This window comes from Stenotrophomonas sp. SRS1 (assembly GCF_026130205.1).
GTDB lineage: Bacteria > Pseudomonadota > Gammaproteobacteria > Xanthomonadales > Xanthomonadaceae > Stenotrophomonas > Stenotrophomonas rhizophila_B.
Window position 1 is genome coordinate 219017 of sequence record NZ_JAINFD010000005.1, and the last position, 25870, is coordinate 244886.

20 protein-coding genes and 1 pseudogene are annotated in these 25870 nt (G+C 66.3%); 13 read left to right on the forward strand and 8 right to left on the reverse strand.

Features of this window, described 5'->3' with window-relative positions; genetic code table 11:
• Window positions 1-13 precede the first annotated feature (13 nt).
• The 3 genes and pseudogenes from K4043_RS18075 to K4043_RS18085 all read right to left on the reverse strand — a co-directional run.
• Window positions 14-1120: a polyamine ABC transporter substrate-binding protein gene (locus K4043_RS18075; protein WP_123728826.1), complete on the reverse strand. Its 1107-nt coding sequence runs from the start codon at window positions 1118-1120 to the stop codon at window positions 14-16.
• A 131-nt stretch (window positions 1121-1251) separates the two neighbouring features.
• A complete protein-coding gene (locus K4043_RS18080; protein ID WP_123728825.1) occupies window positions 1252-2649 on the reverse strand; it encodes a glutamine synthetase family protein in 1398 nt (465 codons plus the stop codon).
• Window positions 2646-2846 (reverse strand): annotated as a pseudogene (locus tag K4043_RS18085) (gamma-glutamyl-gamma-aminobutyrate hydrolase family protein); the annotation flags it as partial. The pseudogene K4043_RS18085 and the gene K4043_RS18080, both read right to left, overlap by 4 nt.
• 296 nt (window positions 2847-3142) lie before the next feature.
• On the opposite strand from K4043_RS18085, the gene K4043_RS18090 reads away from it, so the two are divergent.
• Window positions 3143-4429, forward strand: a complete 1287-nt coding sequence (locus K4043_RS18090; RefSeq protein WP_265310129.1) for an FAD-binding oxidoreductase — start codon at window positions 3143-3145, stop codon at window positions 4427-4429.
• A gap of 503 nt (window positions 4430-4932) precedes the next feature.
• The gene (locus K4043_RS18095) at window positions 4933-6510 is read left to right on the forward strand and encodes an MASE1 domain-containing protein (RefSeq protein WP_321160155.1); all 1578 of its coding nucleotides are present in this window, start codon (window positions 4933-4935) and stop codon (window positions 6508-6510) included.
• A 214-nt stretch (window positions 6511-6724) separates the two neighbouring features.
• On the opposite strand, the gene K4043_RS18100 is transcribed toward K4043_RS18095, so the two are convergent.
• The gene (locus tag K4043_RS18100) at window positions 6725-7135 is read right to left on the reverse strand and encodes a hypothetical protein (RefSeq protein ID WP_260232173.1); all 411 of its coding nucleotides are present in this window, start codon (window positions 7133-7135) and stop codon (window positions 6725-6727) included.
• A 247-nt stretch (window positions 7136-7382) separates the two neighbouring features.
• Here K4043_RS18100 and K4043_RS18105 point away from each other — a divergent pair, with 247 nt between their 5' ends.
• A complete protein-coding gene (locus tag K4043_RS18105) occupies window positions 7383-8729 on the forward strand; it encodes a diguanylate cyclase (protein ID WP_123728821.1) in 1347 nt (448 codons plus the stop codon).
• Between the two features lie 70 nt (window positions 8730-8799).
• Window positions 8800-9261, forward strand: coding sequence for a bacteriohemerythrin (locus K4043_RS18110; protein WP_265310131.1), 462 nt, complete (start codon window positions 8800-8802; stop codon window positions 9259-9261).
• Here the strand turns inward: K4043_RS18110 and K4043_RS18115 are convergent, their stop codons facing one another.
• On the reverse strand, window positions 9262-10539 hold the full coding sequence (locus K4043_RS18115) for an MFS transporter (protein WP_123728819.1): 1278 nt from the start codon (window positions 10537-10539) through the stop codon (window positions 9262-9264).
• A gap of 173 nt (window positions 10540-10712) precedes the next feature.
• Here K4043_RS18115 and K4043_RS18120 point away from each other — a divergent pair, with 173 nt between their 5' ends.
• Window positions 10713-11345 carry a hypothetical protein gene (locus tag K4043_RS18120; RefSeq protein ID WP_265310132.1) on the forward strand — a complete coding sequence of 211 codons (633 nt, stop codon included), beginning with the start codon at window positions 10713-10715 and terminating at the stop codon, window positions 11343-11345.
• Between the two features lie 6 nt (window positions 11346-11351).
• Here K4043_RS18120 and K4043_RS18125 read toward each other — a convergent pair whose 3' ends face one another.
• On the reverse strand, window positions 11352-12854 hold the full coding sequence (locus K4043_RS18125; protein WP_265310133.1) for an aldehyde dehydrogenase: 1503 nt from the start codon (window positions 12852-12854) through the stop codon (window positions 11352-11354).
• 114 nt (window positions 12855-12968) lie between these two features.
• Here K4043_RS18125 and K4043_RS18130 point away from each other — a divergent pair, with 114 nt between their 5' ends.
• The 4 genes from K4043_RS18130 (at window position 12969) to K4043_RS18145 (ending at window position 17143) form a co-directional block, all read left to right on the forward strand.
• Window positions 12969-14321, forward strand: a complete 1353-nt coding sequence (locus tag K4043_RS18130; protein ID WP_265310134.1) for an aspartate aminotransferase family protein — start codon at window positions 12969-12971, stop codon at window positions 14319-14321.
• Between the two features lie 79 nt (window positions 14322-14400).
• On the forward strand, window positions 14401-15291 hold the full coding sequence (locus K4043_RS18135) for a plasmid replication/partition related protein (RefSeq protein WP_265310135.1): 891 nt from the start codon (window positions 14401-14403) through the stop codon (window positions 15289-15291).
• A 67-nt stretch (window positions 15292-15358) separates the two neighbouring features.
• Window positions 15359-16651 carry a DUF445 family protein gene (locus K4043_RS18140; protein WP_265310136.1) on the forward strand — a complete coding sequence of 431 codons (1293 nt, stop codon included), beginning with the start codon at window positions 15359-15361 and terminating at the stop codon, window positions 16649-16651.
• A gap of 108 nt (window positions 16652-16759) precedes the next feature.
• On the forward strand, window positions 16760-17143 hold the full coding sequence (locus tag K4043_RS18145; RefSeq protein ID WP_123728813.1) for a hypothetical protein: 384 nt from the start codon (window positions 16760-16762) through the stop codon (window positions 17141-17143).
• Between the two features lie 51 nt (window positions 17144-17194).
• Here K4043_RS18145 and K4043_RS18150 read toward each other — a convergent pair whose 3' ends face one another.
• Window positions 17195-18490: an aminotransferase class V-fold PLP-dependent enzyme gene (locus K4043_RS18150; RefSeq protein ID WP_265310137.1), complete on the reverse strand. Its 1296-nt coding sequence runs from the start codon at window positions 18488-18490 to the stop codon at window positions 17195-17197.
• Window positions 18490-20877: a TonB-dependent receptor gene (locus K4043_RS18155; protein WP_265310138.1), complete on the reverse strand. Its 2388-nt coding sequence runs from the start codon at window positions 20875-20877 to the stop codon at window positions 18490-18492. The genes K4043_RS18150 and K4043_RS18155 overlap by 1 nt, the downstream gene beginning before the upstream one ends.
• A 367-nt stretch (window positions 20878-21244) precedes the next feature.
• Here K4043_RS18155 and K4043_RS18160 point away from each other — a divergent pair, with 367 nt between their 5' ends.
• The 4 genes from K4043_RS18160 to K4043_RS18175 all read left to right on the forward strand — a co-directional run bounded on the left by K4043_RS18160 (window position 21245) and on the right by K4043_RS18175 (window position 25864).
• Complete coding sequence (locus K4043_RS18160) at window positions 21245-23476, forward strand: TonB-dependent siderophore receptor (protein ID WP_265310139.1); 2232 nt, start codon at window positions 21245-21247, stop codon at window positions 23474-23476.
• An 83-nt stretch (window positions 23477-23559) separates the two neighbouring features.
• Complete coding sequence (locus tag K4043_RS18165; protein WP_265310140.1) at window positions 23560-23919, forward strand: DUF3649 domain-containing protein; 360 nt, start codon at window positions 23560-23562, stop codon at window positions 23917-23919.
• Window positions 23916-25532: a PepSY-associated TM helix domain-containing protein gene (locus K4043_RS18170; RefSeq protein WP_265310141.1), complete on the forward strand. Its 1617-nt coding sequence runs from the start codon at window positions 23916-23918 to the stop codon at window positions 25530-25532. Before K4043_RS18165 ends, K4043_RS18170 begins: the two co-directional genes overlap by 4 nt.
• On the forward strand, window positions 25529-25864 hold the full coding sequence (locus K4043_RS18175; protein WP_123728808.1) for a DUF3325 domain-containing protein: 336 nt from the start codon (window positions 25529-25531) through the stop codon (window positions 25862-25864). The genes K4043_RS18170 and K4043_RS18175 overlap by 4 nt, the downstream gene beginning before the upstream one ends.
• The last annotated feature ends 6 nt before the right edge of the window (window positions 25865-25870 follow it).

Sequence of the window (25870 nt, forward strand, 5' to 3'; positions counted from 1 at the left end):
GTCGCGGGGGCGGTCAGCGCCCGGTTTTCACCTCGGTCCACAGCCGGGTGTAGAGCTTGTCCACCTCGGGCGTGTTGATCGAGTAGGTGAACATCTTTGCCGCCACATCGGCCGGCGGGTAGATGGTCGGGTCGGTTCGGATCGCCTCGTCCACCAGCGGCGTGGCCGTGGTCACCGGGTTGGCGTAGTGGATGAAGTTGGTGTTGGCCGCGGCGACCTTCGGCTCCAGCAGGTAGTTGATGAAGGCGTAGGCCGCCTCCGGGTGCTTGGCATCCTTGGGGATGGCCAGCATGTCGAACCACTGCGGGGCACCTTCGCGCGGGATCGAGTACGCCACGGTCACGCCGTTGGACGCCTCGGCCGCACGGTCACGGGCCTGGATGATGTCACCGGACCAGCCCACCACCAGGCAGGTACCACCGTTGGCCAGCGAGCCCACGTACTGCGAGGAGTGGAAGTTCTGCACGTACGGGCGGATCGTCTTGAGCAGCGCGGCGGCCTTCTCCAGCGTGGCCGGGTCCTGGCTGTGCGGATCTTCGCCCAGGTAGTGCAGCGCGATCGGGATCATGTCCGAAGGCGTATCCAGGATCGTGATCCCGCAGTCCTTCATCTTGGCGATGTTTTCGGGCTTGAAGATCAGATCCCAGCTGTTGGCGATGTCGGTGCTGCCACCAAAACGCTGCTTGAGCAGCTCCACGTTGTAGCCAATGCCGGTGGTGCCGATCATGTACGGCACACCGTATTCGTTGCCCGGGTCCTGCTGCGCGATGCGCTGCATCACGCTCGGGTCGAGATTGGCCAGGTTCGGGATCTTGCTCTTGTCCAGCGGCAGGAACACGCCGGCCTTGATCTGGCGCCCGAAGAAGTTCAGCGTCGGCACGACGACGTCGTAGCCGCTGTTGCCGGCCAACAGCTTGGTCTCCACCATCTCATCACTGTCGAACACGTCATAGGTCACCTTGGTGCCGGTGGCCTTTTCGAAGTTGGGAATGGTGTCTTCGGCGATGTAGTCGCTGTAGTTGTAGACGTTCAGCACCTTGGCGTCGTCCTGCTTGTCACCGCCGCCACAGGCAGTCAGCACGGATACGGCAATGCCGAGGGTGAGGATTCGCAGCTTCATCGGACTCTCCACAGGTCAGGTGCGAGTTGGGGGGAACCGGCCGGACCGGCACAACGGGTGCCAGCCTACCGGGCATGCCCTCATTTTCCCACACATGGCCCTCACGGCCATGCCGGGCGTGGCGCCCGGGGTCAGACGTTGAGCAGCAGGAATTCGCGCTCCCAGGAGCTGATCACCCGGAAGAACGTCTCGTATTCCTTGCGCTTGACCGACACATAGGCGCGGCAGAAGCGCTCGCCCAGCATCTCGCGCAGCTCCGGGCAGCCTTCCAGCCCGTCCAGCGCCTCGCCCAGCGACCGCGGCAGGTCGTAGCCGAGCTCCTTGGCGCTGCCACTGATCGGCGCGGTCGGGGAGCCCTGCTCGCGGATACCGAGCAGCCCGGCGGCCAGGGTCGCGGCGATCGCCAGGTAGGGGTTGGCATCGGAGCCGGCGAACCGGCTTTCCACCCGCATGTTCTCCGGCGTATCCAGCGGCACGCGCAGGCCGCAGGTACGGTTGTCGAAGCCCCAGTGCACGTTGCTCGGGGAGACCTCGCCGAACATCAGCCGGCGGTAGGAGTTCACGTTCGGCGCGAAGAACGCCATCGCCGCCGGCACGTATTTCTGCAGGCCGGCCAGGTAATGCCCGAACAACGGGCTGAAATCCTCACCGCCATGTTCTCCGGTGAACACATTGCTGCCGTCGCTGATCCGCAGCAGGCTCTGGTGGATGTGCATCGCACTGCCCGGCTCGTTCTCCATCGGTTTGGCCAGGAAGGTGGCGTAGATGCCGTGGCGCATCGCCGACTCACGCATGGTGCGCTTGAACAGGAACACCTGGTCGGCCAGATCCATCGCATTGGCGTGGGTGAAGTTGACCTCCAGCTGCGCCGCGCCGGATTCATGGATCAGCGTATCCACGTCCAGCTTCATCGCATCGCAGTAGTCGTACATCAGATCGAGAATCGGATCGAACTCGTTGACCGCATCGATGGAGTAGGACTGGCGCGCGGTTTCAGGACGCCCGGAGCGGCCGGCCGGCGGCAGCAGCGGGAAGTCCGGGTCCGTGTTCTTCTGGACCAGGAAGAACTCCAGTTCCGGTGCCACCACCGGGCGCAGGCCCAGTTCGGCATAGGCATTGAGGACGCGCCGCAGCACATTGCGCGGGGCCAGCTCATGTGGCTCGCCGGTTTTGGTGAAACAGTCATGGATGACCTGCGCGGTCGGATCGGTCGCCCAGGGCACCATGCGGACGGTGTCGGCATCCGGGCGCAGGATCATGTCCGAATCCGACGGTGAGGTCAGCTCGTAGTAATCGTCCGGGAACTCGCCGGTGACCGTGGTGGCGAAGATACCCTCCGGCAGGCGCGTGCCGTAATCGTGCGAGAACTTGTCGGCCGGAATGATCTTGCCGCGCGCGTTGCCGGTGATGTCCGGCACCAGGCACTCCACCTCGGTGATGCGCCGGTCCTTGAGCCAGCGCAGCAGCGTGCTCTCCTGGGGAACAGGCTTGGGGGCGGCGGCTTTGCGCGAACGCGTTCGGGTGGTCATGACCGGTCTGCTGTAAGAGAGTTGCGGCGACAAGCATCGCCGAAAGCGTGAAAAATGCTGTGATAGAACGGATTGTCGGCCACCCGCCACTCCGGATGCCACTGCACGCCGAGCACGAAACGATGCGCGGTGCTGCGGGCGGCTTCGATCAGGCCATCCTCGGCAACGGCCTTGATCTGCGGGCCCTCGGCCAAGCGATCCTAGCGGTTGCCTGGCCAGCTCGGCGGCCCGGCCAATGCGGTGAAGGCCCAGCATCGTGCTGTCGGTGGGCAGGCCGACCCAAGGGGGCGAGACCATGCGTCATGCTCGGATGACCTGCGATCACGTTACCCCCGCGCGCAGACCCTGCGCAACACGACCCCACATCGGCGGCGCATGATCCGTCACATGCCGGCGGCAGTGGCTGCGACAGACTGCCCCCTGTCCCGCGCGCCGGTTGCTGGCATGCTCTGTCCATGATTGTTGTCCTCCCCTCCTTCTGCCGGTGCCCGGCATGACCGCTGCCGGCGAGGCGCATGCGCCCAGCTGGTACGCCGACAGCGTGCCAGCGGTCGCTCTGCGCCAGCCACTGACCGGTGACACGACCGCCGACGTCTGCGTGCTCGGCGCCGGCTACACCGGTCTGTCCGCCGCACTGACCCTGGCCGAGCGCGGCTATCGCGTCGTGCTGCTGGAGGCCCACCGGGTCGGCTGGGGCGCCTCCGGGCGCAACGGGGGTCAGGCCATCGTCGGCTATGGCTGCGAAGTGGACACGCTTGAAGACCTGGTCGGCGCCGAGGACGCGAGGGCGCTGTTCGACTTTTCGCGCGACGGCATGCGCCTGCTGCGCGACCGCATCGCCCGGCATCAGATCGACTGCGACTGGCGCGACGGCCACGCCAGCGTGCCGATCAAGCCCCGCCAGGAGCGCATGCTGCGCGCCGGGCTGATCGATCTGGCACAGCGCTACGACTACCCCCTGCAATGGTGGGACCGCGCGCAACTGCGCCAACAGCTGGACAGCCCGCGCTACCGCGGGGCCATGTTCGACCCTCACAGCGGGCATCTGCATCCCCTGGCTTACGCACAGGGCCTGGCCCGCGCGGCCGAGGGTGCCGGGGCGGTGATCCACGAGCAGTCCCCGGTCCTGCAGCTGATCCGTGGCGCGCGGCCGCAGTTGCGCACCGCGCACGGTACGGTAACCGCCGACCACGTGGTGATCGCCGGCAATGCCTGGCTGGAAGGCATCGCGCCGGAGCTGGAATCGCGGATCATGCCGGTCGGCACCTATATCGGCGCCAGTGCGGTGCTCGGGCAGGCGCGGGCACAGTCCCTGATCCGCAATGACATGGCCGTGGCCGATGTCAGCTGGGCGCTGGACTATTTCCGGCTCAGCCGCGACCACCGCCTGCTGTTCGGCGGCCAGGCCAGCTACTCCGCGCTGCCCCCGCCGGGCCTGCGCGGGGTCATGACCCGGCGCATGCGCGCGGTGTTCCCGCAGCTGGCCGATGTGGAGCTGGAGTACGTCTGGGGCGGCTATGTCGACATCACCCGCAACCGTGCCCCGCACTGGGGCCGGCTGACCCCGAATGTCTATTTCGCGCAGGGCTTCTCGGGCCATGGCGTAGCCGCTGCCGGGCTGGCCGGGCAGGTGCTGGCCGAGGCCATCGCCGGGCAGGCCGAGCGCCTGGATGTGTTTGAACGCATTCCGCACCGGCCGTTCCCTGGCGGGCGAATGCTGCGGACCCCGCTACTGGTGGCGGCGATGTCCTGGTACAAGCTTCGGGACGCGTTGTGGTGAGGGCTTAGGAGGCATTCGGCGACCACGGGTAAAGTGAGACACGGCGCGACATCTGAAAGCGGGCGCTCCGTTACCGGGCAGCTCCAGAACAGGCAGTGCTAGCAGACCGTGTGGAGCGCCCCCGCTTGCTGAGCACGCCGCGCGTCACAGCGCAACGACGTGGGGAGAATGCGTCATATCAAGGCCTGCAGTGGCTGAAATGGGCATGCCTCGACCACTGGGAATCGTCTGCGTGTCCGCGGCGCAGCTCAAGTACGCCCCCCAACGACGAGCGTGAAGAGTTTCATAAAAAAATGAGATATGTGTCACGCCTATGAGCGCGGCACATGCCGGCGCGTGAACTCAGACGCTGTGGTCGCCATCACGCCCGGCCACTTTCGTAATTGCATAATCCGGCGCGGATATATACCGTCCAATCTGATCGCGGCATTGATACACAGGGACGTTGACGGCACGAACAGGGGGAGCCGGTGCGAGGAGAATGGTGGAAAAATGGACTTCAGTTGAATCTGCGCATCGAGCCGATCGGGCTTGCCCTTGCCGTCATCTATGCATTCGCGTGCTGGGGCGCACGTCAAGTTTCCCTTGATCAGTTCTACTTGCCAGCAGGCATACGTGTCGCCGCGGTGCTGCTGTGCCCTCCGCGGCTGTGGCCTTACCTGATCCTCGGCGAATATGCCTACTTCGCACAGCTGCGCTACCCGATGGTGGACAAGTACGGCACGGCTTGGGTCATTTTTGCCTCCGCTTTCTTGATGCCCATCGTGGCGCTGATCGTGCACCTGCATCGCAAGATGATCGCAGCGACGACAAACGTATGGCTGATTTCCGTCGCAGCATCCTCCGCAGTTGCCATTTCTCTGCTAAACCGCAGTTTTTCGCAGTTCCTTTGGCCGACACCACCGGACAACGCCTTTGTCGCGACTGTAGCGCGATACGCAGCCGGCGACTTCATCGGCATATTGACGGTAGCCCCCCTTGCATTGCTTTGGGTACGGCGGCGCAGTGAGTCCGACTGGGCGGCGGGATTTCTCAAGCCTACGGGCATGGCACTCGGGCTGATGATGTTACTGGGTGTTTCTGCGGCGTTCCTCCCTGCCGATTCAGCGACCGCGAGAACCAGCCTCCAGGTGCTGATGGCGCTTCCAGCCATCGCGCTGACGTGCATATTAGGTTGGCGTGGTGCTGCCATCGCGGTACCGGTGCTGAACCTCATCATCGGCCTTACTACGCCTAAGCCTTACCCATCGTCTTTCGATCCTCATGCCTTTACAACGCAGCTGATCATGGCCATCACGGGCGTCGCACTGCTGGTCCTCGGCTCACGCATCACGTACTACTACCACCACTACAAGATTCGCGACGACGGCGAGAAGAACGCGATCAAATTGGCTAGAAACTCTCATGTGGCAAGCGAAATGGGGCTTCGCGAACGCGCTCTTGACTTGAGAAAGATCGGGGATGGCATGGACATCTCCCTCAATGAAGTTGTGAACTGGCTGAAGCTGCAGGGGCACCACGAGATCGCCGGAGGATTACTCCACACAGCTGTCGTGCATTCGCGGCAATTCCGTGCGCAGACCAGCATGGTCTATCCGACAGCCCTGGATCACCTTGGCCTGTATGTTGCTCTGCAGGCTGGCGGCGTACGCGAAGCGTGGGAGCTGACCCATCGCGTCACCCGCCCCCGGCTGGAGGGGGATCCGTGCCAATTGAGTATTGGCCTGCAATTGGCTGCCTACCGTGCGATGACCGACGCCGTGGCACTGTTGCTGGAGACTGAGTCGGGTCAGATCCAGGTACGCGCACGCTGCGGACGGTTTGGGCGATATCGGGGAATCGTAGTCACCGTGGCATTGCTGGATGCCGCATATGCGCTTTCCGAAACCACCATGTCCATGGCGATTGAACGTCTCGCGGGGCGAGCCCTTGCCTATGGCGGTGTTGTGCAGTGCCGTCGCAATCGGGTCAGGATGGTGCTTCTGGAAATGCCGCGAACCGCTCCCCATGACGCCGCGCATAGCAGCCCGGTTGAATACGTTAAGACGACGGATCGCGGCAGTAGTCAGGCATTGACCTGACATCCTGCGGACTCGGCGGATCAATCGCCTTTCAGACGAACACAGCGGAACAGTTGCATTGGAGAAACAGCGGGTGAGCTGCGAATATCCCCGCAGCGTGAACCTGCAGGTGAGTGCATCACCTGCAGGCCTACCACGGAGCCATCAACTGAGGCCTAGATTAGGTCGTGCGCCAGGCGGCAATGAAACTCCACCTGATGCTGCTGCAGATGGCCTAGTTGCTGCCGTTCACTGGCTCGACCGACCAGACTGCATCAGTGCCGCTCCCGTAAAGCACCAGCGAGAAGCGCGGGCCGCGGTACACCTCGGAGCGCCTCGCGCCTCTCGGCGGCTGGACGCGCAGCGTCGGCAGTGACACTCGCGCGGGAACATCGCCAGCCGGCAATGCCCAGAACACGCCATCTGCATTTCCGATGATCACGTGCACGCGGCCGGCAAGGTCGTTCACCTGGTAGTACGTGATTCCTTCACGCTCGAATCCATATACCAGCCAATTTGAATCCTGGCTAAGATTCGCTGCCAATGGCTGCGTCTGTCCCAACCCGCGTTTCGCCAGTTTGACTCCGTGATCATCTGACTGCGCCATGCCAACCATCGGAACCGACGCGAGAATCACGATACCCACAACACCCACAATCCTTGGAATGCGCACATTTACCTCCTGATTAAAACGTTGAGGGGAACTTCAGCGATAGTAACCGTAAGCGGCCATCCATCTATCAACACGGGCCGCCTGAGCCGCCGGCGCAGCAAGACGGTCCGCTGGGCAACCGGGCCGAGGCTGCGACAGTACGCAGCACCCGCCCCCCCTAAAGTTGCGTGTGAAACCGCCGCTATCTGTCCCGACCCCCTCGGAACCGAGCGTACGCCTCATGCCGGCACTGTTGCAGGGCGCTGTTCTCAGCGACCCCGGTGATGCCCTGCCCCAGCGGATCCTGCTGGTGGAAAACTCGCGGACGTTCACCAGCATGCTGCGCGAGGCGATCGAGCAGCGGCTGGAGCTGCCGGTCTCGGTGGCGACCAGCCTGTCCGAGGCCGGGCGGTTGCTGGATGAGGAACAGGGCTGGTTCCTGGTGCTGACCGGGCTGGTGCTGGCCGATGGCGACCGCGACACCGTGGTGGACTACTTCCTCTCGCGCGGCCTGCGCACGGTGGTGGTCAGCGGCGTATACGACGAGGACCTGCGCAAGCGCGTGCTGCAGCAGCAGATCATCGATTACGTGCTCAAGAACACCCCTGGCAGCATCGACTATCTGGTGTGGCTGGTGCAGCGGCTGGAGCGCAACCGGCGCATCGCCGCGCTGGTCGTGGATGATTCGATGTCGGCGCGGATGTACGCAGCCTCGCTGCTGCGCATGTACGGCCATGATGTCTACGAAGCCGCCGACGGCGCCGAGGGACTCAAGGCGATCGAGGCGCACCCGGCCATCCGGCTGGCGGTGGTCGACCAGGAAATGCCCGGCATGGAGGGCGTGGAGTTCACCCGTCGCCTGCGTACGATGCGGTCGCGCGACAAACTCGCGGTGATCGGGATTTCCGGCAACTCCGATCCATCGCTGATCCCGCGCTTCCTCAAGAACGGTGCCAATGACTTCCTGCGCAAGCCCTTCTCACGCGAGGAGTTCTTCTGCCGCGTGTCGCAGAACGTGGACCAGCTTGAGCTGATCGGTACGCTGCAGGACCTGGCCACCCGCGATTTCCTGACCGGCCTGCCCAACCGGCGCTGCTTCCTGGAGCAGAGCCAGCGCCAGCTGCCGCAGCTGCAGCTGGACGGCGAGCAGGTGGCGGTGGCGATGATCGACATCGACCACTTCAAGCACATCAACGATACCCACGGCCACGAGGCCGGCGACGATGCGCTGCGTGCGGTGGCCGCCGCGGTGGCGGGCCATGCCCGCCATGAAGATCTGATCGCGCGGTTCGGCGGTGAGGAGTTCTGCCTGCTGGTGCCGGGTTTGGACACCGAACGGGCTGTGGCGTACTTCGAACAGCTGCGCCAAGCCATCGCGGCGCTGGCGGTGGATGTCGGCCATGCCACGCTGCGCATGACCGTCAGCATCGGCCTGTGCTGCCTTCGCCCGCAGCACGACTCGCTGCACCGTCTGATCTCCGAAGCCGACCGTCAGCTGTACCTGGCCAAGGCCGGCGGCCGCAACCGGGTCCACTGCGCGACCGTCGCTACGAGCGCGCTCACCCGCGAGCCCGAACCGGTGCTTTGATCCAGATCAACGCGGCCGTCGGATCGAGTGCCTAGAGTCGCCCCCAGTTGAACAGCGCGGGGAACGCACCATGGCACTTCTGGTCTGGCAGGACGATCTGAACATCGGTATCGATGTCATCGATCACCAGCACATGCGCATCGTGGAGATGCTCAACCACCTGCACGTCGCCCAGAAGAGCCTGGAGCGCCTGGCGGTGGCCGAAGTGATCGACGAACTGGTGGACTACACCATGTCCCATTTCGCCTTCGAAGAAGAGCTGATGGAGGAAGCCGGCTATCCGTTCTGCTCGGCGCACAAGCGCGTGCACGAGATTTTCGGCAAGCGCGTGAGCGAGTACCGGCTGCGCTTCCAGGCGGGCGAGGACATCACCGAAGAGCTGCGCACGATGCTGTCGCGCTGGCTGTTCAACCATATCCGTGGCGATGACAAGGCTTACGCGCCGCAGGTCAAACAGCACCTCAACCAGTTCGCGCGCGAGCACCAGCAGGGCGGTTGGCTGGGCCGCACGCTCAAGCGGTTCTTCCGCTGATCAGCGTCGGCGCCGACCCATCGCCAGCAAAGCGACGATAGTGACCAGTGCGGTCACGCACAGGTAGTAGCCGACCGCAACCAGGCCGTAGCGTTCGGCCAGCCACGTCGCCACATAGGGCGCCGGCGCGGCACCGAGTATGCCGGCCAGGTTGAACGACAAGGATGCGCCGGTATAGCGCACCTGCACCGGGTAGATCTCGGCCAGGAAGGTACCGCACGGGCCGTAGGTCAGGCCCATCAGGAACAGACCCAGCGACAGGAAGCCGAGCACGAGCCACGGGCTGCCGGCCTGGAACAGCGGCGCGAACACCACGCCGAAGGCAAGGATCAGGCCGCTGGCCACTATCATCGTGCGGCGCGTGCCCCAGCGGTCACCATACAACGCGGAGATCGGGATGCCCGCGGCGAAGAACAGAATGCCGACCATCTGCAGCAGCAGGAACTGCTCGCGCGAGTAGCCCAGCACGGTGGTGCCATGGCCGAGGGTGAATACCGTCATCAGGTAGAACAGCACGAAGGTGGCGAACGCCCCCAACGTGCCCAGCACCAAGGTCAGCGGATGCTCGCGCAGCACCGTCCACATCGGCAGCCTGACCCGCTCGTTGCGGTCCAGCGCGGCCTGGAACTGCGGAGTCTCGTGGATGTTCAAGCGCACCCACAGGCCGATGCCGACCAGCAGCGAACTGGCCAGGAACGGCACGCGCCAGCCCCACTGCAGGAAATCGGCGTCGCTCATCGCACGGCCCAGCAGCAGGAAGATACCGGCCGAAAGCAGGAAGCCCAGCGGTGCGCCCAACTGCGGAAACATGCCGTACCAGGCGCGCTTGCCGGGGGGCGCATTCTCGGTGGCCAGCAGCACAGCGCCGCCCCACTCGCCACCCAGCCCCAGGCCCTGGCCGAACCGGCACAGCGCCAACAGCGCAGGTGCCACCAGCCCGATGCTGGCATGCGTGGGCAGCAGGCCGATCGCCACGGTGGAGATGCCCATCGTGAGCAGCGCAGCAACCAGCGTCGCCTTGCGCCCGATGCGGTCACCGTAGTGACCGAACACCGCCGAGCCGACCGGCCGCGCGATGAAGGCCACCGCGAAGGTCGCCAGCGACTGCAGCATCGCCGCACCATCGCTGCTCTCCGGGAAGAACAGGTGCGGGAACACCAGCACCGCCGCGGTGGCGTAGATGTAGAAATCGAAGAATTCGATGGTGGTGCCGATCAGGCTCGCCAGCAGGATGCGGCGGGGAGAGTTCACGACAGGGGCGACAGCAGGTGTGGACATCGGGTACGCAGAAAAGGGCAGCTGCCGGATTCTGCCACGCCCACCCCATGCCTGCCGCGATGGTTGCAGACGAGACTGTCAGCCTGTGACCCGGTCGGCGACCTGCGCATCCGACAGGAACTTCCCCGGCGACACAGGGTCTGAACGCGGTCACCCCACCAGGACGGTCCCGGATGTCAGCCTCACGGAAGAGTGCCAACGCCTCGCGCTGGGCGCAGCCCGCCGCCATCGTGGTGGTGATCGTTGTACACGGGCTGATGCTGGGCGTGCTGCTGCGTTCACCAGCCGCCAACGGCACCGCCGAGGAGGCCCGCCTGGCGGTGTACTGGCTGCCGCGGCCGCTGCCTGCGCCGGCTCCCCCACCCTCGGCGACTCCCTCGCCCCCCATACCGCAGCCCGCCGCCTCGCCGAGTGTGCCCGCGCCACGTGTGGCCACGCCAACCATCACATCGCATGCTGCGGCGGTGGATCCGCAGGCGCCACGCACCGCGTTGGACCTGAGCGTGCCGGGCTCGCTGACAGGCAGCGGTATCGATGCCGCCTCGCTGGTTCCGCGTGTGCTGGGCGACCGCGAGGTACACCCGGCATTCCAGCCCAGACCCAAGCGCTTCCGCATGAAGGCCGGGATGACCCCGGAGCAGATCGTGCACGGCATCTTCCAGCTGATCGGCGCATGGCCACCGGGCTATACGGTGGACCAGTGCCGCCTGACCCGGCAGCAGATCGACTACCTGCGCAACGCCGTGGATGAGATGGACCGCGACCTGCTGCGCGACTCACTCATCCGTCAAGACCAGGACTGCTGACCGGCGTTACCCGCCCAGATGGATCCAGGTCGCCTTGAGTTCGGTGTACTTGTCGAAGGCGTGCAGGGATTTGTCGCGGCCGATACCGGACTGCTTGTAGCCCCCGAACGGCGCGGTCATGTCGCCGCCATCCCACTGGTTCACCCAGACACTGCCGGCCCGCAGCCCGCGTGCCACCCGATGTGCCCGGCCAAGGTCGCGTGTCCACACACCGGCGGCCAGCCCGTAGATCGAATCATTGGCCATGCGCAGCGCATCATCTTCGTGATCGAAGGTGAGCACCGACAGCACCGGCCCGAAGATCTCCTCGCGGGCGATGGTGTGCTGCGGATCGACCTCGTCGAATACCGTTGGCTCCACGTAGCTGCCGCCGGGCACGACCTCCAGCCGCTTGCCGCCCAGCAGCAGGCGCGCACCATCGGCCTCACCGCGTGCTACGTAATCCAGCACGCGGCCTGCATGCGCCTCGTCGACCAGTGCGCCCATCGCGGCGTCCGGCTCGAAGGGATGCTGCGGCTGCATATGCCGGCCATACGCCAGCACCCGTGCCACGAAAGCGTCCTTGATCGAGCGCTGGACCAGTAAACGCGAGCCGGCCGTGCACACCTCGCCCTGGTTGTAGAAGATCGCGGTGGCTGCAGCCTGCGCAGCTTTGTCCAGATCGGGCGCGTCGGCGAACACCAGGTTCGGGCTCTTGCCGCCGCACTCCAGCCAGGTCCGCTTGAGATTCGATTTCCCGGCGCATTGCAGCAACCGGCGGCCCACGGCGGTAGACCCGGTGAACGCCAGCGCATCCACATCCATGTGCAGCGCCAACGGTTCGCCGGTGCGCTCGCCGTGGCCCGGCAGCACGTTGAACACACCATCAGGCACCCCCGCCTCGGCCACCAGCGCCGCCAGCCGGATCGCACTCAGCGGCGAGCGCTCGGAGGGTTTGAGCACCACGGAATTGCCCGCCGCCAAGGCCGGCGCGATCTTCCACGTCGCCATCAGCAGCGGGAAGTTCCACGGCACGATCACCGCCACCACGCCCACCGGCTCGCGGGTGATCAGGCCCAGCGTGTCGAGCGCGGTCGGGGCGACTTCGCCATACACCTTGTCCACCGCCTCGGCGGTCCAGCGCAGGCAACGCAACACACCGGCAAGATCACCTTGGCGTGCGTCGCGCACCGGCTTGCCCATGTCCAGGGTTTCCAGCAACGCAAGCGCATCGGCATGCTGTTCAACCAGATCGGCCAGCCGCAGCAGCACCTGCTTGCGGTGCGAGGGCGCAGCCCGCGACCAGTCGCCCGCATCGAAACTGCGCCGTGCCGCCGCGACCGCACGGTCGACGTCCGCCGTATCGGCATCGGCCACCTGCACCAGCACGCGGCCATCGATCGGGCTGATGCAGTCGTAACGTGCGCCGCTGGCCGCATCGACGTAGCGCCCATCGATGAACGCCTGGCCTTGGAAGGTCAGTGCATCGGCCTGGCGCTGCCAGTCGTCACGGGTGCGTGCGGTGGTCATCGGCGTCGTCCTCATTTACTCATCCGGGTAAAGCGGTTATACCCGGCGCCGTCACGGGTTGACGTGAGGGGAGTGCGATAAAGTCGTGACCATCGCGCCCTTGCGGAGTGCCTCATGCCTCGTTCCGATTCGTCGTTGTCGACTCTGGCCAGCCAGGCACCCGCAGACCTGGATGCCTACTGGATGCCGTTCACCGCCAACCGTCAGTTCAAGGCCGCCCCGCGTCTGCTGGTACGCGCCGAGGGCATGTACTACCACGACATCGACGACCGTCCGATCCTGGATAGCGCGGCCGGCCTGTGGTGCTGCAACGCCGGCCATGCGCGGCCGCGGATCGTGCAGGCGATCCAGCAGCAGGCGGCCACGCTGGATTTCGCGCCACCGTTCCAGATGGGCTCGCCGTTGCCGTTCGTGCTGGCCGAGCGCTTGGCTGCACTGGCACCGGCCCGCTTGAACCATGCGTTCTTCACCAACTCCGGCTCCGAAGCAGTCGACACCGCCATGAAGATCGCCCTGGCCTACCACCGCCTGCGCGGCGAGGGCCATCGCACCCGCTTCATCGGCCGCGAGAAGGCCTATCACGGCGTGGGCTTCGGCGGCCTGTCGATCGGCGGCCTGCCCAACAACCGCAAGACGTTCGGGCCGTTGTTGGCCGGCAGCGATTTCCTGCGCCACACGCTCGATCTGGAGCGCAATGCCTTCAGCCCCGGCCTGCCGCGCCACGGCGCCGAACTCGCAGAAGACCTGGAACGTTTGATCGCGTTGCACGATGCGTCCACCATCGCGGCGGTGTTCGTCGAGCCGATCGCCGGCTCGGCGGGGGTGATCCTGCCCGCGCCGGGCTATCTGCAGCGCCTGCGCGAGATCTGCGACCAGCACGGCATCCTGCTGGTCTTCGATGAGGTGATCACCGGTTTCGGCCGGGTTGGCAACGCCTTTGCCGCGCAGCGCTTCGGCGTCACCCCGGAGCTGATGACCCTGGCCAAGGGGCTGACCAATGGCGCGGTGCCGATGGGCGCAGTGCTGGCCAGCGATGCGATCCACGGCGCCTTCATGCAAGGGCCGGCGGCTGCGATCGAGTTCTTCCATGGCTACACCTATTCCGGCCACCCGCTTGCCTGCGCAGCGGCCCTCGCTGCCCTGGATACCTACGCCGAGGAGCATCTGTTCGAGCGCGCCATCGAGTTGGGTGACTACTGGCAGGAACGGCTGCACAGCCTGCGCGGCTTGCCGCACGTGGTGGACATCCGCAACTTCGGGCTGATCGGTGCGGTCGAGTTGATGCCACGCAAGGATGCCCCCGGCGCGCGTGGCTACGAGGTGTTCGAGCGCTGCTTCCGCGACGGCCAACTGCTGGTGCGCTGCACCGGCGACGTGATCGCCCTGTCGCCCCCGCTGATCCTGGAGCGCAGCCACATCGACCGCATCGTGGACGTGCTGGGCGACATGATCCGCGCCACCGGCTGAGCCTGAATCCGCCGGCGACGACGGCGACCGCCGCGATCCTTACAATGGTCGGTCACGTTTCGCTCGCGTACCGGATTGCATGGACATTGTCGTCAAAGAAGAACTCAAGGCCTACATCGACCCGCTGACGCAGGACGAGCATGACGCGCTGGAGCGCAGCATCCTCGCCGAGGGCTGCCGCGATGCGCTGGTGCTGTGGGGCGAGGTGCTGGTCGATGGCCACAACCGCTACGGCATCTGCCAGAAGCACGGCCTGCCGTTCCAGACGATCCAGAACACCCGCTTCCAGTCGATGGATGACGTCCACCTGTGGATGATCGAACAGCACCTGGGCCGCCGCAGCGTGTCCGATTTCCAGCGCGGCGTGCTGGCGCTGCGCAAGCGCGACATCCTGGCCGAGCGCCACCGTGCCGATCAGGCCCAGTTGCAGAAGGAAAGCGACGGCGAGATCAGCGGCCCGGCAGATGCCGGTGACGAGGACAGCCCGCCATGGGCCGCCGCGCCGAAGGTCAGCCGCGCCGACATGGCGCGCGAAGCGCGCCTGAGCAGCAGCCAGGTGACGATGATCGAGCGCATCCACAAGCAGGCCGCGCCCGAACTGGTGGAAGCAGTCAAGACCGGTGTGATCTCGATCAGCGCCGCAGCCGCCGTGGCCGACCTGCCCGAAGACGAACAGCGCGCCGCGGCCGCCGCCGGCAAGGACGAGCTCAAGCAGGCCGCCAAGCGCGTGCGCGAGTCCAAGCGCAAGCCGCGCAAGCCGGTCCAGGAGGTGCTGCACAGTGCCGATGGCGACGCCGAGGTCGACCCCAGCCGCGCCGCCGAGATCGCCGATGCGCTCAACGCACTGGGCGAAGGCCCGGCCGAGCTGCGCCAGCGCATCATCGCGCTGACCCTGGAAAACGACACCCTGCGCCAGCAGCTGTCCGCGCTGCGCAGGCAGGTGGCGGACAGCGAGATGGCCGACGCCTGATCCGGTGTAGTGCCGGCCGCTGGCCGGCACTACCTGTTGCTCATGCCGGGGTCGTTAAACTGCTGCAATGACGCCCACCTCCCCTCCCGACCCGCGCCGCGCCCAGCTGCGCCGGCTCAAACTGATCGCCCTGGCCATGCTGGTGGCGATGCTGGCCGGCTTCGCGGTCAGCCACTGGCACGGCGAACGCGGGATCTGGGCCTGGGTCTCGGCCTTCTGCGAGGCTGCCGCGGTCGGCGCGCTGGCCGACTGGTTCGCGGTGGTGGCCCTGTTCCGGCGCCCGCTCGGCCTGCCCATCCCGCATACCGCGATCATCCCGCGCAGCAAGGACCGGATCGCCGACAGCCTGGCGCTGTTCGTGCGCGACCAGTTCCTGGAACCGCAGGCCCTGCTGGCCCGGCTGCAGGTGTTCGATCCGGCCAGCCGTCTGGGCAGTTGGCTGGCTGAACCCGCCCGGGCCCGAATGCTGGCCGACATGGCGCGCGGCTGGGCGCTGCAGGCGCTGGACTTCCTGGATGAGGCCGCCGTCCGGCGCAGCATCCAGGGCTTTGTGATCCAGCAGCTGCGGCAGTGGAATGCGGCGGCCACCGCGGGGGAACTGCTCGGCCTGCTCACCGCCGACAACCGCCACCAGCGCGTGCTGGACGAAGGCCTGACCCGGATCAGCGAATGGCTGGGCAACGACAAGGTCAAAGATCGCGCGTCCACGTTGATCGTGGGCTACATCCAGCGCGAGTGGCCCAAGCTGGCCAGCACGGTCAACTGGGTCAAACCGATCGATGAGATCGGCGACACCCTCGCCGAGCGCCTGGCGCATGCGGTGCTGGAAGAGCTGCAGCAGATCCTGGCCCAGCCCGAGCATCCGCTGCGGCGCGATTACGAGACCTGGCTGAGCGATTACATCCAGCGGCTGCGCGAAGACCCGGCCCTGGCCGAGAAGGTGGAACAGCTCAAGCAGCAGGTCATCGACCACCCGGCCGTGCAGGAGTACGTGCAGGGCCTGTGGGCGCGCATCCACGCCAGCCTGCGTGCCGACCTGGCCAGCGAAGACTCCGCACTGGCCGGTCACCTGCGCCGCAGCCTGGCCTCCGTGGGCGAGGCGCTGCAGGCCGACCCGTCACTGCGCGAAGCGCTCAACCAGCACCTGATGGAGGGTGCCGAGCGCCTGACCACGCGGCTGCGCAGCGGCGTCACCGAGCACATCGCGCAGACCGTCAAAAGCTGGGACGAACGCCATCTGGTCGAGCAGCTGGAACTGAGCGTCGGCCGCGACCTGCAGTTCATCCGCTTCAACGGCACCCTGGTCGGTGGCCTGATCGGCGTGATCCTGCATGCACTGACGGTGTGGTTCCGCTGGTAAGCAGCGGGTAGATGCGCGACCGGTGTTTTTGACGGACCAACCGGGTATGCTCGCGCGCATTCCGGGCCAAGGGGGCCCGACGGGGGAGCCATGAGAAGGACCGCGACAATGCTGGCGCTGTGTGCGCTGGCCGGCAATGCGTATGCCCAGCGCGTGTACAAGTGCCAGGAGGGCACGCAGACGATCTACCAGACCGTGCCCTGCCCAGCCCATCAGGACACCGGGGTGACCCGCCCGATCGTCAAAGACCCGAACCTGACCTGGGAAGAGCGCACCCGCGCCGAGCGCGATCTGTATGTCGCCCGCAAGCGCATGCAGGCCGATGCCGGTCGTGGTCAGCCCCCCGTCCGAGGCACGGTGATCAGCAGCGCCGCCGATCCGGAGAAGTGCGATGAACTGCGCTTCCGCCGCGATCTTGCTGAAACCCTGAGTGGACAAAGCGCGCCGCAACGCATCAACGACGCCGTTGCACAGGCCTGCGCTGCCCGTTGATGTCACCTGCAGAGACGCTGCCGAGCCAGCCCGGCAGCGCCGTTGGGTAGCTCAGCCCGCGACCGCGCGCACCGCCACCACCAATGCCTCCATCTGCGCCGGCGTGCTGAAGATGCCCGGCGTCACCCGCAGACAGGCGCCCGAAGCCAGCCCTTCGCGCGGCACCACGAACACGCCGGACTGCTTGACCATCCGCTGCGAGGTAGCCGTGTTGTCGCGCATCGTGGTCTGTCCGCGCAGCCGGAACGAGGTGATCGCGCTGGACAGGCGCGGGTCGTCCGAGCCGAGCAGTTGGATGCGTTCGTCACCGCGCAACGCATCCATCCACTGATTGCGCAAGCGCAGCAGGCGCGCCCGCTTGTTGGCCACGCCGATGCGCTCGTGCAGGTCCAGTGCGGCCGGCAGCGCCATGTACGCCGCGAAATTGACCGTGCCGGTGTGAACGCGGGTACGGATGTCGTCGTGGTCCTGCTCGCCCATGTACGGATCCAGATCACGCACCCGCCCGCGCCGCACGTACACCGCGCCGACGCCGACCGGCGCACCGATCCACTTGTGCAGGTTGATCCCGATGAAATCCACGCCCAGCGCGCGCAGCGGCATATCCACCTGGCCGATGCCATGCGCCGCATCAAGCACCACCTCCACACCTGCCGCTCTGGCCATCGCGGCGATCTCGGCGACCGGCAGCAGCATGCCGTTGCGGTGGTTGACGTGGGTCAGCAACAGCAGGCGCACGCGCGGGTTGGCGGCCAGCGCGCGGCGGTAGGTCTCCACGATGCTGTCGTGGTCGAACGGCTCGGGCAACGTGATGGCCACCGGCTGAACACCGCGCCGCGCCTGCAGCCACTGCATTGCGCTGATCATGCTGTCGTAGTCGGTGTCGGCGTACATCACCGCATCGCCCGGCGACAGCCCCCTGTAGCTGCCGATCAGCACCTGCATCGCCTCGGTGGCACCGCGGGTGAGTACGATCTCGTCGGTCTCAACACCCAGCACCTGCGCAAGACGCACGCGGGCCTGTTCAAACAGCGGTGGAAACGCGAGCCGCCCGAACCAGGCGTTGCCGGCATTCACCGTGGCGGTGGCCTGCTGGTAGGCCTGCAGCACCGGGCGCGCCATCGCGCCCCAGTAGCCGTTGTCCAGCATCACGACCTCGTCGGTGAGGTCATACAGCGCGCGGATCTGTGCCCACCAGCCTTCGTCGGCGGCCAGCTCGGCCGGCGTGCGCGTGCCCACCGCCGGCAGGGCCATCGGCTCAGCGCCCATGGCGGTCGCACCGGACAGCGCCGCGGCGACTGGCAGGGCCAGTGCGCCACGCAGCAGGTGTCGTCGTTGCCGGTCCATCAGTAACGGATCCGGTATTCGGCGTAAAGGTTGCGGCCGTCGGTGTCATACGGCGCGTTCCGCGAGTAGATCAGCCCACGGCTGGCCTGGAAGCTGGCCTCGTCGGGATAGCGGTCGAAGAGATTGTCCGCGCCGATCCGCAGCGTCTGCTGCTCGGTGACGTTCCAGCTCACCGCCAGATCGACGAAGCTCATCGCCCCGAAGCGCTGGAAGATATCGCCCGTGGCATTGCCCGAAGAGTCTGTCCATGCCCCGTAGTATCGCAGCTTGCCGAGTACGCTGAAGCGCCCCCACGCGTAGGTGCTGCTGAGCGTGGCCTTCTGCCGCGGCAGGCGCTCTTCGAAGATGCGGCGCTGGCTTTCATTGGTGGCCACGCCGGTGGCACCGCTGTCCACCTGGGTCTGGTTGTAGTTGTAGCCCAGCGTGGTGCTCAGTCGTCCCGCGCCAAGTGCGGTGGTGTGGCTGGCGACCACATCGACACCGCGCGTGGTGGTGTCGAAATCGTTGGTGTAGAAGCTCACCGAGGTGTACGCCAGCGGGTTGGGCACGCCGGCCGGCACCGCGAACGAGGCCGACTGGCTGAAGCGGTCGGTGACCTTGATGTCGTACAGGTCCACCGAGCCGGAGAAGCCCAGGTCGTTCTTCCAGGTCAGGCCGAGCGAGGCGGTGCGCGATTGCTCCGGCCTGAGCGGCTGGGCACCGAGCTGGATCGCGAGCGGATCGCTGGGCGACAGGCGGCCGGTGGTGAACACCTGCAGGGTCACGGTATCCAGGCCCTGCTGGGTGCTCTGGGTGTACAGCTGGCCGGGCGTTGGCGCGCGGAAGCCGGTGGAGACCGAGCCGCGCACGGCCAGGTCAGGAGTGAACTCGAAGCGGCTGGAGAGCTTGCCGTCCACGCTCTCACCGAAGGCCGAGAAGTGCTCGTAGCGGGTGGCTGCGCCGACCGTCCAGCGCGCGGTCAACGGCGCTTCGACATCGATGTAGGCCGCGCGGCTGCGCTGGCTCCAGCGCCCGGCATTGGCCGCGCTGAAGCCCGGCGCACCGTTGGCACCCCCGGCCAGGCCGGTGACCGCCCCAGGCCCGATCGCATACGACGCCGGATCACCCGCATCCACCCCGTAGGTTTCCTCGCGCGTCTCGGCGCCGAAGGCGATGTTGATCGGTGCGGCCAGCGCGCTGACCGGCAGCGAATAGACGATATCCGCGTTGAGGTTTTTCTCTTCCTGCGAGAGGCGCCCGAGGTAGAACGAGGTGGGGCTGTCCGGGCCGAGCGAGGCATTGATCGAGTTGCCCAGCGTGTAGTCGATGCGGTTGCGCCCGTAGGAGCCGCTCACATCCCAGCGCCAGCGTTCGCCCCAGTAGCCGCGCAGACCGAGCACGCCCTGCAGGTCGTCCTGTTCGTTGCCGTATTTCGGGCTGAAGCCGGTCGGGTACAGGCTGCGCGCATCCCAGCCGGGGAACACACGGCTGCGGTTGTAGACCGAGGCGGTGCCATCGGGATTGCGCCAGTTGAAATCACTGATGCCCTCGCCGTGGCCGTACAGACCGAAGCCGTACAGATCGACGCTGTCATTCAAGGCCAGGTTGAGGTTGAAGCCGAAATGGCGGTTTTCCAGGTCCGGCTGGCCCCAGCGCTGCACGGGATCGGGTACGACCAGATCCGGGTGGGCGTTCTGGAAGGCGATCGCATCGGCGCGCTGGCGGCTGCGCGAGGTCGCATTGGATTTGTCCCAGTCGGCGAACAGCGACAGGCTGCCCTTGTCACCCAGCGCGAAGCCGTGGCGGCCGCCGATCTTGCGACCGGTCCCATCGCCTTCGCTGTATTCGGACAGGCCCAGCGACAGTTCCCCGCCGACGCGGTCGTCCAGGATGATGTTGATCACCCCGGCGATGGCGTCCGAGCCGTACTGCGCCGACGCGCCATCGCGCAGGACTTCGATGCGCTGGATCGCATGCACCGGAATCTGTGCCAGGTCCGGGCCCTGCGCGCCTCGCGCGCCCAGCAGCGCCGAGCGATGGAAGCGGCGGCCGTTGACCAGCACCAGGGTCTGGTCCGGCGAAAGGCCGCGCAGCGTGGCCGGCCGCACGAACACAAGCCCGTCGTTCATCGGCATGCGCTGGACCACGAACGAAGGCACCAACTGCGCCAGCACGTCGTTGAGGTCGGAGGATTCGATCGCCTGGATCTCTTCCTGCGAGAACACGTCCACCGGGGCCAGCGTGTCGAACTGCGTGCGGTTGCTGCCGCGCGTGCCGGTGACGATCATCGTGTCCAGGGTGGCGGGGGCCGCGGCATTCCCTGCCGGGGCGGCCTCGGCGCGCGCATCGGCGGCCGTGGCGAAGGTAAGGACGGACAGCACCGCAACAGCAAGGGCACAACGATTCACTGACGACTCCGCGAACGAACAGGTGGGGGTGGGCGCGACGGTGTGTCACGACATCCTCACAGTCTGTTGACGCGATGTTGCCCGGCAGTGACACGCAGACGACGGTGGCTGCGGGCCTCCACACATACGCCAGCGCACGGCCTTGCATGGCGTTGGACAGTGCCATAACGCTTGTCTAACGAAATGATAATGACTATCATTCTCTGATCGACTGTACGCCCAGCCAATCCGCGCCCGGATGCATGACGGCTTCCCCGCGCAACGCCCCGTGTACACCTCCTGATCCGCCTGCCCTGCCTGCCCTGCTGCCTTCGGCAGCGCCGCTGTGCCTGGCGCGCTGACGTTCTCCCACACTGGAAGTGTTGCCATGCCCTGCTCGTCTGCTTCACCGTTGTCCCGGCCATCGCTGTTGGCGATCGCCCTCGTTGCTGCCCTCGCCGGCCCGGCGCTGCCGGCGTTCGCCGAGGCCGAACCAAGCGATGCGACCACGCTGGACACGATCAAGGTGACCGCCGATGGCGAGATCCCGAACGCCTACACGGTCAAGCAGGCCAGCACCGCCACCAAGTTGAACCTGTCGCTGCGCCACACCCCGCAGTCGGTCACCGTGCTGACCCGCCAGCGTCTGGACGACATGGGCCTGTACGCGCTGTCGGATGTGATGGGCCAGGTCACCGGCGTGCATGTATCGGTCACCGATTCGGAGCGCATCAACTACATCTCGCGTGGCTACAGCATCACCAATTTCCAGATCGACGGGATGCTCAATACCTTCGGTGGCTCGCTCAAGACCAACACCGACAGCGCGATCTACGAGCGCATCGAAGTGGTCCGCGGCGCGACCGGCCTGACCACCGGTGCCGGCGACCCGTCGGGCACCATCAACATGGTCCGCAAGCGCCCGACCCAGGAGATGGCGATGAGCGCCGGCCTGACCCTGGGCCGCTGGGGCAACCAGCGCCTGGAAGCGGACATCGGCGGCCCGGTCGCGCTGGACGGCCGCGTGCGTGCGCGCTTCGTCGCCGCCAAGCAGCAGAGCGATTCCTTCCGCGATGTGTACCGTCTGGACAAGGATGTGTTCTACGGCATCGTGCAGGCCGACCTGACCGACAGCACCCTGTTCGAAGTGGGCTATGACTACCAGTCGCCGGAAACCAAGGGCGTGACCTGGGGCGTGGTGCCGTACTGGGGTCCGGACGGCACGCCGGCCAACCTGCCGCGCTCGACCAACCTGTCGGCAAGCTGGAGCAGCTGGCCGATCGTGGAGAAGACCACCTTCGTGCGCTTGGAGCAGCAGCTCGGCAACGGCTGGTCTCTCAAGGCCAGCGCGACCCAGGCCAAGCGCAACACCGATGGCGACGTCTGGTACGGCGCGCAGGGCTATCCCGCGCCGGATGGGACCGGTGTGCGCGCCTACCTCTCGCATTTCGCCGAACGCAGCGAAATGAACGTGTTCGACCTCAACGCCAGCGGCACCTTCCAGCTGTTCGGCCGCGAGCATGAACTGGTATTCGGCCTCGGTCAGTCGGTTCGCAAGGGCGAATCGCCTGCCTCGGAATTCACGCAGCCGCCGGGCTACGACGTGGTACCGGACTGGCGCACCTGGACCGGTGACGTCGCCCCGTTGCCGCTCACCCGGCATGACTGGCTGGCCTCGGAGAACGAGCTGACGCAGAAAGCCGCCTACGTGGCCGCCCGCCTGCAGCTGGCCGATCCGTTGCTGGCCGTGCTCGGCGCGCGCTATGGCAGCTGGGAGACCCGCAGTTGGCGCTACACCAACGATGCGGCCGGCAACCGCACCGGCACCACCCGCGGCGGCTACAAGCCGGACGATTCGCTGACGCCCTATTTCGGCCTGGTCTACGACTTCAGCAGGCAGTTCAGCGCCTATGCCAGCTACACCGATATCTTCCAGCCGCAGGACTACCGCGACAAGAACAACGACTACCTGGAGCCGGTAGTCGGCGACATGTGGGAGGCCGGTCTGAAGGGTGAATTCTTCGGTGGCCGCCTGAACACCTCCGCCGCCGTGTTCAAGGGCGAGAAGGACAATGTCGCCGAACTCGACGATTCAGTGCCGGCCGCCTCGCTGCCCGATGGCGGCAGTGCCTACCGGTCCACCGGCAAGGGCAACAAGGTCAAGGGCTGGGAACTGGAGGCCCAGGGCAGCCTGACCGAGAACTGGAACCTGTCGGCCGGGTTCGCGCACACCACCATCCGCAACCAGGCTGGCGTGGCGCAGAACACCGCCAACCCGGTGGACACGTTCCGGCTCAACACCAGCTGGCGCCCGAGCGGTGAGTGGAACCGCCTCTCGCTGGGCGGCGGCGTGACCTGGCAGAGCCGGATCTACCGCAACAGCACCAAGCCGCGCGCCGACTACGCGATCAGCGGCCGTACCGAATCGGCGGTGATGAGCCAGGACGCGTTCTACCTGGTCAATGTGTTCGCCGGTTACCGCTTCAATGACAATTTCTCCGCGCAGCTCAACGTCAACAACCTGCTCGACAAGAAATACTTCAGCAACGTCGGTTTCTACAACGGCGTGTACTGGGGCGAACCGCGCAATGTGATGTTGAACCTGCGCTGGAAGCTCTGACACCGGCTCCAAGGGACCACTGCGACGCGCAGTGAACACGGCCAGGGATGGCCACTATTGCTCGTCACCGGCTGCGGCCGGTGATGCCCGTTTCCCCGATTGATCAGCAGGTTTCCGTGGACAGCACGCCGCACGCCAGCGCCAGGTTCAACCGTCTTGGTTCCTTCTTCACCCGCCCCTGGCTGGGTGTCCTGTCACGCTCGCTCGCCGCGATCTTCGGCGGCTACGCGCTGGCCGCGACCTGCTCGATGTTCTTCGCGGTCGCGCTGCCGATCGCGCGCGGGCAAGCGGTGCTGACCGGCATGCTGGTGGCGATCGTGCTGTGCGCCTGCGCGGCGCTGTGGGCGTTCGCTACCCGTACCGCGCTGCGCGCGTGGGGCGGCATCCTGATCCCGACCGCGCTGTTCTGGATCGGCACCCGGCTGCTGCAGGGGGCCGCATGAAGAACGGATTCCGCCAGTCGATGGCCTGGCTGCACACCTGGACCGGCCTGCTGGTGGGCTGGCTGCTGCTGCTGATTTTCATGGCCGGCACGGCCAGCTATTACCGCGAGGAAATCAGCCGCTGGATGCGCCCGGAGCTGCCGCGCAGCAGCGTGACCGCCGACGTGGCGGCCGAGCGCGCCCTGACCTTCCTGCAGCACAAGGCACCGCAGGCCGAGAGCTGGAACGTCACCCTGCCCGACCCGCGCAACCCGGCGATGCGCATGTTCTGGCGCAACCCCGAATCGATGGTCAAGCCGCCGGTGGAAGGCGAGCGCCGCCGGCGCGGCGGTGGCCGCTTCGGCGATGCCACCGTCGATCCGAACACCGGCGAGGAAATCGCCGCGCGCGAAACCCGCGGTGGTGACTTCTTCTACCGCCTGCATTTCGACCTGCACTACATCCCGGTGTACTGGGCGCGCTATCTGGTCGGCTTCTGCGCGATGTTCATGCTGGTGGCGATCATCACCGGCGTGATCACGCACAAGAAGATCTTCAAGGACTTCTTCACCTTCCGCCCGGAGAAGGGCCTGCGGTCATGGCTGGATTTCCACAACGTCAGCGCGGTGATGGCGCTGCCGTACCACGCGATGATCACCTATACCGGCATCGTCACGTTGATGTTCATGTACCTGCCATGGGGCGTGAGCGTTGCCTATCCCAAGGATGAGGAGGCGTTTTTCAGCGAGGCCTTCGCTCGCCTGGCCGAGGTCGAGACCCCGGCTGAAGGACGCGCCACGCCGCTGCCGATCCAGCAGTTGCTCGACAGCGCGCGCGCCGAATGGAAGGGTGCGGATGTGGCCGGCTTCACCCTGTACCACCCGGGCGCGGCGAACGCGATCGTGGATATCACCCAGCGCGATGGAAAGCGCCTGTCGGTGGACACCCCGTCGCTGCGCTTCAATGCGGTGACTGGCGAGTTGATCGAAGCCAGCCCGGCCTCGGGCGGCGCCACCCAGACCCGCGGCGTGATGTACGGCCTGCACCTGGCGCGGTTCGCCGATTGGGGCCTGCGTGCGCTGTTCTTCCTGTCCGGCCTGATCGGCTGCCTGATGGTCGCCAGCGGCGTGGTGCTGTGGGCGGTGAAGGAACGGCCCAAGCACGCCAAGTCCGGCAAGACCGGGTTCGGCCTGCGCCTGGTCGATGCGCTCAACATCGGCGCAGTGGCCGGCCTGCCGATCGCGTTCGCCACTTATTTCCTGGCCAATCGTCTGCTGCCGGTACAGATGGCCGAGCGCGCCAACGCCGAGGTCAATGCGTTCTTCTATGCATGGGCCGCCGCATTGCTGGCCGGTTTCCTCTGGCCCAAGCGGATGATGTGGACCCGGCAGCTGTACCTGGGAGGTGTGCTGTTTGCGTTGATTCCCGTGGTCAACGCAGTCACCACGCATGCGCATCTGGGCGTCACCCTGCGCACCGGTGACTGGGTGCTGGCCGGGTTCGATCTGACCATGCTCGCGTTCGGCGCGATGCTGGCCTACTGCGGTCATCGCATGCAGCGCTGGCAGCCACCGCTGAGCGCGGCCGAAAAGAAGCGTCGCCAGCAGGCGGCCGCGGCGGAGGCCACGGCATGATGCTGCTCGCGATCACGCTGAGCTTCTCGGCTTTCACGGCGTTGTCGCTGGCCATGGACAAGCACCAGCTGGACCTGCACGGCAAAGCCGGCGCCAGCGCATCGCGCATGCGGGTGTGGCGCTGGGTGGGGTGGACGTTGCTGACCGTCGCGTTCGCGCTGTGCGTGCTGGACCACGGCTGGGCGATCGGCCCGGTGCTGTGGCTGGGCGCGCTGACGATCAGCGGGGTGCTGATCGCGTTTGGGCTGTATCCGTACCGCCCGCGCTGGATCGCGCCGCTGGCGTGGGCGTTGCCGGTGGTGGGGCTGGCGGTGGCGCTGGTCACGCGCTGAAGGGAT